Below are 9,518 nucleotides of genomic sequence, written 5' to 3'. Positions count from 1 at the left end.
TTCTAAAGGACACACAACTTTCGGAATCTAGCCACTTAGATTCTGAAACAATCACAGAATCTAAAGAGATTCTGAAAAATGAAAAAATACAGAATCTAGCAAAATTTACCTCTTATCCCCGCCATACGCATAATACAAAAACCACACACTTCCACCCACAAACACCACCGCCAAAAACACCACCAACGCCCAATCCAACAAATCCACTGCTTACTCCTTGTCTTTTGTTTCATATGAAACATTTTGCGCCCTTACCTTTTCACGCAATTGCCCACACGCCGCACTAATGTCAAGCCCCTTAGATTCTCTAATCGTGCAGAGCAAGCCCCTCTGCGTGAGAAAATCTGCAAACGCCTTCGCCCTCTCCTCGCTTGGGCGCAAAAACTCACTGCCCTCGTGGGGGTTAAACAAAATCACATTCACCTTAGCGCGTATGCCATTGAGGAGAGCGAGGAGCTTCTTTGCCTCCTTGAGGCTATCGTTGAGATCCTTTATCATCAGGTATTCAAACATCACGCGCTTACGCATATCCACGGGGAACGCACGCACTTCATCAAGCACCTGCGCGATATTGTAGGCTTTGTTCATCGGTATGAGCCGACTGCGCAGCGTATCATCGACTGCGTGCAGAGAGATCGCCAATTGCACGCCCAAATCCAGCATACCGAGCTTTTTGATTTTGGGAGCTATGCCGCTCGTGGAGATCGTCTGCCTACGCGCCGAGATACTGAGCCCATCACGCTCGCTCAAGATTCTAATCGCCTTCGTGACGCTCTCAAAGTTATCCAATGGCTCGCCCATACCCATATACACGATATTCACGCGCTTGTGCGGTGCGATGGCGTTGTCGCGCTTGATTTGCACGACTTGCTCGACGATCTCCCCCGCCTCGAGATTGCGACAAAATCCCCCCTTTGCCGTGAAGCAAAACGCACAACCCACCTTGCAGCCAATCTGCGACGAGAGACAAATCGTCCATTTCTCACTGCTTAAAATCCTGCCCATTTCATCGCGTTGCTTCTCGCGCATTTGGATAAGCACGGATTCAAAGGTATGCCCATCGTGCGTACGGAAAAGGTATTTTTTGCTCCCGTCGCGACTTTGCTCGCATTTGAGTATCTCGAGATTGCACGCGCTATGCGTCCGCCCCAGCTCCTCTCGCAAGACTTTGGGGAGGTTTGACATAGATTCAAAGTCGCTTTTGTATTCTATATAAAGCCATTTGTAGATTTGCTGCGCGCGAAACCTCGGATTCACAATCGCGCCCAGCTCCTCTAGGGTGTAACCAAAAATGTTTTGCTTCTTTGCCGCCACTTCACTCATCGACTTGCCTTAGATTCTGTGTTTGCGCTAGGCGCGTGGATTGATGAGCAAGCATTGGCGCGAGAGATTCTATGCGCTCTCGCACCGCCTCGCGATTGCGCAAAAACTCCCTATGCGCGTTGCTATCGCAGTGATTGCTCACGCAAAAAATCCCCAAGCACCCGATCCCAAAATGCCGCGCCACCTCCACCACTGCAAAAAACTCCATATTTTCTAATCCCAACCCCTGCTCGGCAAACTTCCGTGCCACCACAGAATCTGTCGTGATATAGTTCGAGCTATTGACAAGCATTGTTTCATATGAAACATTACAAAAAACAGGCTTGGGAGATTCTATGCGAGGCGTTATGGGTGTGTAGGCGTTATGCGTAAGCGAGGCGGATTCTATCTGTGTGGCTTGCGTGGCACAAAACACGTCGAGCACCCTCACACGCTTATCATACGCCCCGGCACTCCCCACAAAGATGATTTCATCAACCTTTTGTGTGAGGCAGATTCTCGTGAGATTTATCGCGCTTTCTACCAATCCCACGCCAATCACTTGCGCGAAGCTAAACTCCTCCCCACGCCCAGCACACACTACCATCGCAGATTCCCACTTAGATTCTCACGCTGATATTGCGGGCTTTGAGGTAGGATTTGAGCTCGCCGATACCAATCTCGCCATAGTGAAACACACTCGCTGCCAACGCCGCATCCGCACCATACCCAAACACATCGGCAAAATCCTGCATACACCCAGCCCCACCGCTCGCGATAAGTGGTAGCGGAGCGATGGCATTGACCGCCTCGATTCCTGCCTTGTCATAGCCCTTTTTCACACCATCACAATCCATACTCGTGAGCAGGATCTCTCCCGCACCTCGCTCATAGATTTCCCTGCACCATTCAAGCAAATCTTTGCCCGTATCCACCCTACCACCATTGATAAAAATATGCCACGGGGAAGTCGCGCCCATAGATTCTCTGCCAATCACACAATCTCGCGCGCCAAACTCACCAACCCCACCAACTCGTTTATAATCCACCGCTACCACGATACATTGCGAGCCAAACCGCTTCGCCCCCTCCTCTATAAGCGCGGGATTTTTGATCGCTGCGCTATTGATACTCACCTTATCACACCCGGCATTGAGGAGATTATACATATCATCGAGCGAGCTTATGCCCCCACCCACGCTAAAGGGTATAAACACCTCTTTGGCGACTTGTCGCACCATCTCTATAGTCGTGCCGCGCCCCTCCGCACTCGCAGTAATATCCAAAAACACGAGTTCATCTGCGCCTTGGGCATTGTATTTTTGTGCTATCTCCACAGGATCTCCGGCATCTTGTAGCCCTACAAAATTCACACCCTTGACCACACGCCCATCTTTGACATCTAAGCAGGGGATTATCCGCTTTGCAAAACCCATAACCATACCTTTTGTTTTCTCTAAATATTTGTCTCTTTTGCTAGCAATTTGTGATTCTAAAAGCAATTTATCAGCTAGGATTCTAAGAACTTTTGCTACAATTATAGCATTTTTCAAGGATTTTTATGGAAAACTACAGGACCAAAAAGCACTTAGGGCAGAATTTTCTAAAGAGTTTTTCCTATATCCACCAAATCATCGAATCTATTCCCACCCTCCCCTATCAGCTCGTGGAGATTGGGATTGGCTTGGGTGATTTAACACAGGAGTTAGCCAAGAGAGATTCTCTAAAAGCCTATGAAGTCGATTCCGACTTGTGTTCTTTGTTTCGCAAAAATTTCCCTTCCCTCATCACGAGCAAAAGGGTGGAGCTGATACAACAAGATGTGCTAGAGATAGAGCAAGAGCAGGGGTGGCTGCACCCTAGCGAGTATGTGCTCATCTCAAACCTCCCTTATTATATCGCCACGCCCATTGTTTTGCGTCTATTGCGCGATAGTGCGTGCAAATATCTCATCGTGATGACTCAAAAGGAAGTCGCACAAAAATTTTGCGCCCACACTAAAGAGAGCGCGTTTTGTGCGTTGAGCGTGCTAGCCCAAACCTTTGGCAAGCCACAAATGCTTTTTGATGTGCCAAACACCGCATTTGAGCCAGCACCCAAGGTAACTTCAAGCGTGTTTTGTATTGACAAGATTCAAAACACCACGCGTGGGGATAGCGGATTTGAGGAGTTTTTGAAGCTAGCATTTTGCGCACCACGCAAAAAACTAGCCAAAAATCTCCAAAAGGCTTTTTCAGACATTACCCCTCTTTTGCGCACACTCCATATCCGCGATGATGCTAGAGCACACGAAGTCAGCACAGAGCAGTATCACCACATATATCAGTATATTCACAAGGAGACATAACAATGGAAGAAAACAACCAACACCAAGAAAATCAAGAGGGGCAAGCCAACGCGCAAAGCCCGCAAACCCCAAAAGAGAGTAGATTCAAATCCTTTACCAAAAAGTTTCGCCACAAAATAAGCGAGAGCACAACAAGCGAGGATAGCACCAGCTACGCGGACAAGCCCACGACAAATGCGCAAGAGGACATCAGCGCACCCACAGCACAAGATCTAGCGCAAACCACACAACCCTCACACAAACCCTTCTCCCACAAAGGAGCGCAACAGAGGAGATTCCAATCCACACAAAATAGCCAAGCTAAGGATTCCCACAAAATGGAGCAGGAGAAAAGATTCAAAGGGCGGCAATGGAGCGGCAAGAATCCTAACGCCAAAAATCGCCCAGAGGACAAAGATATCGTAGAAAATGGCGTGCGCAGCGTGAAAAATCCTAATGAAAAGGACAACCTAAGCCTACACAAAGACTTGCGACGCGGCGTAGAGGCAAACACAAAGATTCAGCGCGAGAGCCTCAATGCCCACGCAAAGCTCAACCTCAACACCAAAGCGAGCGTGCGTATCACGCCACTTGGCGGGCTAGGCGAGATCGGGGGCAATATCACCGTGATAGAGACACAAAATAGCGCGATCATCATCGATGTGGGTATGAGCTTCCCCGATGAGACGATGCACGGCGTGGATATCCTCATACCGGATTTTAGCTATATCCACGCGATTAAGGACAAAATCGCAGGGGTTATCATCACTCACGCACACGAGGATCATATCGGTGCGGTGCCCTACCTCTACAAGCAGCTACAATTCCCGCTCTATGGGACTCCGCTCCCGCTTGGTATGATTGGGAGCAAATTCGATGAGCACGGGCTAAAAAAATTCCGCTCGTATTTTAAGATTGTCCAAAAACGCCAGCCCATCAAAATCGGGGAGTTTGAGATAGAGTGGATTAATATCACGCATTCCGTGATTGACGCTTCGGCTTTGGCTATCAAGACGGAGGCGGGGACGATCATTCACACGGGGGATTTTAAAATCGATCACACGCCTATTGATAATATGCCTACAGACTTGCACCGACTAGCGCACTATGGGGAAGAGGGCGTGATGCTGCTCCTAAGCGATTCTACCAACTCCCACCGCAGCGGCACCACACCTAGCGAAGCGAGCGTGGGACCGACATTTGACACACTTTTCAAGCAAGCACAAGGGCGCGTGATTATGAGCACTTTTAGCTCAAATATCCACCGCGTGTATCAAGCTATCAATTATGGACGCCTTTATAATCGCAAGGTAGCCGTGATAGGACGCTCTATGGAAAAAAACCTCGAGATAGCACGCGAGCTAGGCTACATAGAAATCCCACAAAATATATTCATCGAAGCCCACGAGGTGGAAAAATACCCCGATAATGAGATCTTAATCGTCACTACCGGTTCTCAAGGCGAGACGATGAGCGCACTCTATCGTATGGCGACAGATGAGCACCGTCATATCAAGATTAAGCCCAGCGATATGGTTATCATCTCTGCCAAGGCTATCCCGGGCAATGAGGGCTCCGTCTCAACCGTGCTAAACTTCCTAATGAAAGCCGGAGCGAGGGTGGCGTATCAGGATTTTAGCGAGATTCACGTGAGCGGGCACGCCGCACAAGAGGAGCAAAAGCTAATGCTGCGCCTCATCAAGCCCAAGTTTTTCCTCCCCGTCCATGGAGAATACAACCATATAGCCAAGCACAAAGAAACCGCCATCAAATGCGGCGTGCTAGAAAAAAATATTTTCCTTATGGAAGATGGCGATCAAATCGAAGTCAATCCCAACTATATGCGCAAAGTCCGCAGTGTGAAAAATGGCAAAATCTTCATCGACAACCAAATCAATCGCCAAGTGGATAGCGATATCGTCGATGACAGACAAACGCTCGCTAATGATGGCATCGTCATCGTCTCGATGCAGGTGAGCAAGGATCGCAAGATTGTGGATTCTAAAATCTCAAGCTATGGGCTTGTGGCAAACAAAGAGGACAAGGGCTTTGAAAAAGAGATGACAGAGATTTTGGAGCTTGTAATCAAAAACTACAAAAAAGAGCACTTCAACGCCAAAACCATAGAGCAAGAGATACAAGGGGCATTCAGAAAGCATATCTTTAAAAAAGTCAAAAAATACCCAACCATAGAAGCTATGGTGTATGTCCTATAAGGGAGGCAAGATGTCTAAGGCAAGCCGCTATCTAGAGATCGCCACCGAGGTGCTCCATACAGAATCTAACGCCCTATTAGATTCTATCCAGCGACTAGATTCAGAAACGCTCTACCAAATCGTGCGCACTATCGCAGAATCTAAAGGCAAGCTCGTGGTGATGGGCGTGGGCAAAAGCGGGCATATCGGTGCCAAGATCGCCGCCACACTCTCTAGCACGGGCACGCCGAGCTTTTTCCTCCACCCCACAGAGGCAATGCACGGCGATCTAGGCGTGATACAAAAGGAGGATATAATCCTCGCCATAAGCTATAGCGGCGAGAGTGAAGAGCTGCTCAATGTCCTGCCCCATCTCAAACGCTTTGGCAATACCCTCATCACGATGAGCAAAAACGCCCAATCTAGCCTCTCAAAAATGGGCGATTTGTTTCTTAATATTTTTGTGCAAAAAGAAGCCTGCCCGCTCAATGTCGCTCCCACTAGCTCAACCACGCTAACCCTCGCGCTAGGCGATGTTTTGGCAGTGTGCCTTATGCATTATCGGGGATTTAGCCACGAGGATTTTGCCTCATTCCACCCCGGCGGGAGCTTGGGCAAAAGGCTCTTTGTCAAGCTCAAGGATTTAATGCAAACCTCCAACCTCCCCATCGTAGATTCACGCACAACGCTTAAAGAATGTATCCCGCTGATGAGTGAGGCTAGGCTAGGCAATCTCCTCATCACCCAAGCAGGCAAGCTCATAGCGATACTAAGCGATGGGGATTTGCGCAGGGCATTGCTACGGGAGGACTTTAGCCTCGATGATGCAGTGCTCAAATACGCTACCAAAAACCCAAAAACCTGCGACGATCCAAATATGCTCGCCTTTGACGCGCTTAAGATGATCGAAGCCAACAAGATTCAGATTCTTGTCATCACGGATAAGCAAGATTCAATACAAGGTGTTATACACTTGCACACGCTCATTACTGCGGGGATTAAATCATAAAGGAGTGGCTATGTTTGAACGCATTGATAGCATTTTTAGAAACATCGAGGATATCCGCGATGATATCAATATCCTGCTAGGTATGGCAAAAATCTCTATGCTCGATTATATTATGATTAAACGCGGCTCACAGGATATGCCAGAGACGCTAAACTTCACGCTACTCGCGCAAATAGATGCAGAAGTCGAGAAACTAAAGGCAGAGATAGACGCGCTCAATAAGCTTAAGCGCGAAATGCTTGTTTTCTAGGAGTGCTATGCCCGACTTTGACGCACTCATATGCCTAAAAAGTGCCGATAGCGCGGTGCTCCCATACGCGATTGAGGGCATACAAGCACACGCCAAACCCCGCATAATCACCATCATCGCCGCACGCTCCACCATCGCACAATGCCAAAGCCTCCCCCACGCCCGTCACCTACGCTACATCGATGAGGACACGCTCTATAGCGGACTAAGCCTAGAGCGCATACAGAGCATTTTGGCACGACGCATACACGACACAAAGCGCGCAGGCTGGTATCTCCAGCAATTCCTCAAAATGGCATATGCCTCCTATAAACTAATTGGGGGGGGGGGCAGATACAGAATCTAGCGCGCATTATCTCATTTGGGATTGCGATACGATTTTGCTGCGGGATACGAGGTTTTTTGACACGCGCGGCAATGCGCTCTTTGAAAGGCAGAGAGAGCACCACAAGCCATATTTTGCGACACTAGAGCGGCTAAAAATCCCCGCGAGTGAGGGGGAAGTCGTGCATAGGGCAGTGGATTTTAGCTTCATAGCCGAACATATGATGGTAGATTCACTTCATATGCAAGAGCTCATCACGCTTATAGAATCCACACACGATAAGCCCTTTTGGCAGGCGATTTTGGATTGTGTGAGTGATGAGGATTTAGGCAGCTCTGGCTTTAGTGAGTTTGAGACTTATGGCAACTTCATCGCCTGCAAATACCCGCACACCCTCGCCACCACCACACGCAAACGAGACAGGAGCGCGAGGCAAGTCCTCGGCGACACGCCTACAAACGCGCAGCTTAGATGGTATAGCAAGTATTATGATGTGTGCAGTATCGAGAGCTGGGACACCCCCACGCCACTCGCCCGATGGAGCGCGAGACACGCCCTGCTAAGACGCCTCCCGCCAAAGATTCTAAAAAAGCTCTATAAGAGATTTGGGAGGTTTTTGGCTTAGATTCTATTGCTCGCGCTCGAATAAAACGCCGATTTGTCGAAGTCCCATCACAACCTGCACCACGCGCCAGCCCTCTTTGTTCATCTCTATGATGCTTTTCTTATCGCATTTTCCGCCCTTAAAGGGCGCAGTATCGCTAATCACACAGGTAAGCAAGCGTATATTCACATCTCTTAGAATCCAAGCCGCCAAACAAAGGCAAGCCATTGAAACCTTTGAGCGGGGCTCGCTTGACTTAGGCCCTATGCCCTGCCCACGATGATATCGAGCTTTTTTCTACGCAATCATTTAAAAAAATATTGATTAGCACTTGGTAAGGCACGCCTTTCCTGCTAGCCATTTCTTTAAAATACTCAATCGTAGAGTTATTGAGTTTTATGGATATTTGTTTTTGAGCTCTTTCCACATTGGGCGATGTCGCACTCATCGGCGGGAGTGAAGCCCTAAAGCGGGGGATAAAAACCTTTAAAGACAGCAATGCTGCCCAAACTCTAGGCAATTTTGCCAAAAGCGCGATAGAATACACGCCAATCCTAGGCTTTGTGAGTAGATTCCAAGATGGCAACGCTAAGGCTGCAAGGAAGCTAGTGGATAACACCCTAGATCCTGCGCAACAACAAGCACTAAGAGAGTTTGGAGAGAGCTTTGGGGGTGGCATAGACTTCCAAAAGGCTAGCACTTCCAAAGCCTATGAGAATATCCGCGCTAAGTTTGGGGAGGAGCATTTCATCACCAAGGGAGCTAAGGTGCTAAATGATGCCTTTATGCTCACTTCCCAATCCCAAACACAACGCCATATCCCTCCGCTCTATCCGTGCCGATGAGAGTGGCAATCTCCTAGCCTTCCTCTCTGAAGCGGCGAACTCCTCACCCACACTGCAGAAAAATCTTAAATCTATCCTCAACCAAACCACCTTCAACCTCAAAAAGCAGCTTGAATACCTAGAGCTAAAGCCAAGTGAGATAAAAGAGATTTTTACCAACTTTGAAAAAGGCACCAAGGAGGAATACGCGCAGGCTATGGAGGGCGTGCTGGCAAAAGTGTATGATGAGAAATACAAAGTGGTGCTAAGCAAAGAGGGCGTGGATAAAAAAGAAGCAAGAGGGATACATAATTAATGGCAAAAATGCCACGATCATACATAAGGATTTGCAAAATATCGATGAGGCAATCCTCTATACTAGTGGCAATCGCTCTAAGGGCGCAAAACATATCCGCATAAAGCATTCCAAAGAAGCGAGCAAAGAGGGCTACATCACAGACAAGGAACTCGCAAGCTTAGGCAGGGATATACGAGAGTTTTTAAAACACAATGAGCCCTTTATAGATAGCAATGGTGCGCGATTGTATGAGTGGGAAAGAGATGGCGTGCGCTTTAGAGCGGTAGTCAATGACATAGCGGATATGGACTCTAACCCCACCACCGCTATGGAGGAAATTATAACATTTTATAGCGACAGGAATCTTAAAGAGCCAATGCGCTTT

The 9,518-nt window shown here is 48.3% G+C and carries 14 protein-coding genes; 9 read left to right on the top strand and 5 right to left on the bottom strand.

The genetic code is table 11. The features are described from left to right. Positions 1 to 210 precede the first annotated feature (210 nt). From rlmN to hisF, 3 genes are read right to left on the bottom strand one after another with little or no spacing between them, the layout of a single operon-like run. A complete protein-coding gene (gene rlmN, locus ACH2BK_RS09730; protein WP_395003720.1) occupies positions 211 to 1,323 on the bottom strand; it encodes a 23S rRNA (adenine(2503)-C(2))-methyltransferase RlmN in 1,113 nt (370 codons plus the stop codon). Further along, complete coding sequence (locus tag ACH2BK_RS09725) at positions 1,316 to 1,909, bottom strand: purine-nucleoside phosphorylase (RefSeq protein ID WP_395003718.1); 594 nt, start codon at positions 1,907 to 1,909, stop codon at positions 1,316 to 1,318. Before ACH2BK_RS09725 ends, rlmN begins: the two co-directional genes overlap by 8 nt. 13 nt (positions 1,910 to 1,922) lie before the next feature. After that, positions 1,923 to 2,738, bottom strand: a complete 816-nt coding sequence (hisF, locus tag ACH2BK_RS09720; RefSeq protein WP_395003716.1) for an imidazole glycerol phosphate synthase subunit HisF — start codon at positions 2,736 to 2,738, stop codon at positions 1,923 to 1,925. Positions 2,739 to 2,863: 125 nt separating this feature from the next. Here hisF and rsmA point away from each other — a divergent pair, with 125 nt between their 5' ends. The 6 genes from rsmA to ACH2BK_RS09690 are packed head-to-tail and all read left to right on the top strand — an operon-like array spanning position 2,864 to position 8,032. Continuing rightward, on the top strand, positions 2,864 to 3,649 hold the full coding sequence (gene rsmA / locus ACH2BK_RS09715) for a 16S rRNA (adenine(1518)-N(6)/adenine(1519)-N(6))-dimethyltransferase RsmA (RefSeq protein WP_395003713.1): 786 nt from the start codon (positions 2,864 to 2,866) through the stop codon (positions 3,647 to 3,649). Positions 3,650 to 3,651: 2 nt separating this feature from the next. After that, positions 3,652 to 5,844, top strand: coding sequence for a ribonuclease J (locus tag ACH2BK_RS09710; RefSeq protein ID WP_395003711.1), 2,193 nt, complete (start codon positions 3,652 to 3,654; stop codon positions 5,842 to 5,844). Positions 5,845 to 5,854: 10 nt separating this feature from the next. Beyond that, complete coding sequence (locus ACH2BK_RS09705; RefSeq protein WP_395003709.1) at positions 5,855 to 6,832, top strand: SIS domain-containing protein; 978 nt, start codon at positions 5,855 to 5,857, stop codon at positions 6,830 to 6,832. Positions 6,833 to 6,842: 10 nt separating this feature from the next. After that, positions 6,843 to 7,082: a DUF2443 family protein gene (locus ACH2BK_RS09700; RefSeq protein ID WP_394995755.1), complete on the top strand. Its 240-nt coding sequence runs from the start codon at positions 6,843 to 6,845 to the stop codon at positions 7,080 to 7,082. 7 nt (positions 7,083 to 7,089) lie between these two features. After that, entirely contained in the window at positions 7,090 to 7,428 is a 339-nt protein-coding gene (locus tag ACH2BK_RS09695) for a hypothetical protein (RefSeq protein ID WP_395003707.1), read from the top strand. Continuing rightward, positions 7,400 to 8,032: a hypothetical protein gene (locus tag ACH2BK_RS09690; protein ID WP_394995750.1), complete on the top strand. Its 633-nt coding sequence runs from the start codon at positions 7,400 to 7,402 to the stop codon at positions 8,030 to 8,032. The genes ACH2BK_RS09695 and ACH2BK_RS09690 overlap by 29 nt, the downstream gene beginning before the upstream one ends. A gap of 3 nt (positions 8,033 to 8,035) precedes the next feature. Here ACH2BK_RS09690 and ACH2BK_RS09685 read toward each other — a convergent pair whose 3' ends face one another. Then, entirely contained in the window at positions 8,036 to 8,239 is a 204-nt protein-coding gene (locus tag ACH2BK_RS09685; protein ID WP_394995747.1) for a hypothetical protein, read from the bottom strand. Positions 8,240 to 8,267: 28 nt separating this feature from the next. Beyond that, the gene (locus tag ACH2BK_RS09680) at positions 8,268 to 8,459 is read right to left on the bottom strand and encodes a CopG family antitoxin (RefSeq protein ID WP_394995744.1); all 192 of its coding nucleotides are present in this window, start codon (positions 8,457 to 8,459) and stop codon (positions 8,268 to 8,270) included. Between ACH2BK_RS09680 and ACH2BK_RS09675 the strand changes: the two genes are divergently transcribed. The 3 genes from ACH2BK_RS09675 to ACH2BK_RS09665 all read left to right on the top strand — a co-directional run. Continuing rightward, on the top strand, positions 8,440 to 8,856 hold the full coding sequence (locus ACH2BK_RS09675; RefSeq protein WP_395003705.1) for a hypothetical protein: 417 nt from the start codon (positions 8,440 to 8,442) through the stop codon (positions 8,854 to 8,856). The genes ACH2BK_RS09680 and ACH2BK_RS09675 overlap by 20 nt on opposite strands. Next, complete coding sequence (locus tag ACH2BK_RS09670) at positions 8,786 to 9,151, top strand: hypothetical protein (RefSeq protein WP_395003704.1); 366 nt, start codon at positions 8,786 to 8,788, stop codon at positions 9,149 to 9,151. Before ACH2BK_RS09675 ends, ACH2BK_RS09670 begins: the two co-directional genes overlap by 71 nt. A gap of 31 nt (positions 9,152 to 9,182) precedes the next feature. Continuing rightward, positions 9,183 to 9,518 (top strand): hypothetical protein (locus ACH2BK_RS09665; RefSeq protein ID WP_395003702.1); only part of this gene is annotated, 336 nt, incomplete at its 3' end.

This window comes from uncultured Helicobacter sp. (assembly GCF_949282165.1).
In the GTDB taxonomy this organism is placed as follows: domain Bacteria; phylum Campylobacterota; class Campylobacteria; order Campylobacterales; family Helicobacteraceae; genus Helicobacter_F.
Note: the sequence above shows the minus strand (reverse complement) of the source record. Positions and strands in the feature narration are given on the sequence as shown.

Excerpts from the sequence above, each read along its gene's own strand:
- ACH2BK_RS09695 (WP_395003707.1), top strand. The coding sequence starts at position 7,090 with ATGCCCGACTTTGACGCACTCATATGCCTAAAAAGTGCCGATAGCGCG.
- ACH2BK_RS09710 (WP_395003711.1), top strand. The coding sequence starts at position 3,652 with ATGGAAGAAAACAACCAACACCAAGAAAATCAAGAGGGGCAAGCCAAC.
- rsmA (WP_395003713.1), top strand. The coding sequence starts at position 2,864 with ATGGAAAACTACAGGACCAAAAAGCACTTAGGGCAGAATTTTCTAAAG.
- ACH2BK_RS09670 (WP_395003704.1), top strand. The coding sequence starts at position 8,786 with ATGATGCCTTTATGCTCACTTCCCAATCCCAAACACAACGCCATATCC.
- hisF (WP_395003716.1), bottom strand. The coding sequence starts at position 2,738 with ATGGGTTTTGCAAAGCGGATAATCCCCTGCTTAGATGTCAAAGATGGG.
- ACH2BK_RS09680 (WP_394995744.1), bottom strand. The coding sequence starts at position 8,459 with ATGAGTGCGACATCGCCCAATGTGGAAAGAGCTCAAAAACAAATATCC.
- rlmN (WP_395003720.1), bottom strand. The coding sequence starts at position 1,323 with ATGAGTGAAGTGGCGGCAAAGAAGCAAAACATTTTTGGTTACACCCTA.
- ACH2BK_RS09700 (WP_394995755.1), top strand. The coding sequence starts at position 6,843 with ATGTTTGAACGCATTGATAGCATTTTTAGAAACATCGAGGATATCCGC.
- ACH2BK_RS09725 (WP_395003718.1), bottom strand. The coding sequence starts at position 1,909 with ATGGTAGTGTGTGCTGGGCGTGGGGAGGAGTTTAGCTTCGCGCAAGTG.
- ACH2BK_RS09705 (WP_395003709.1), top strand. The coding sequence starts at position 5,855 with ATGTCTAAGGCAAGCCGCTATCTAGAGATCGCCACCGAGGTGCTCCAT.
- ACH2BK_RS09685 (WP_394995747.1), bottom strand. The coding sequence starts at position 8,239 with ATGGCTTGCCTTTGTTTGGCGGCTTGGATTCTAAGAGATGTGAATATA.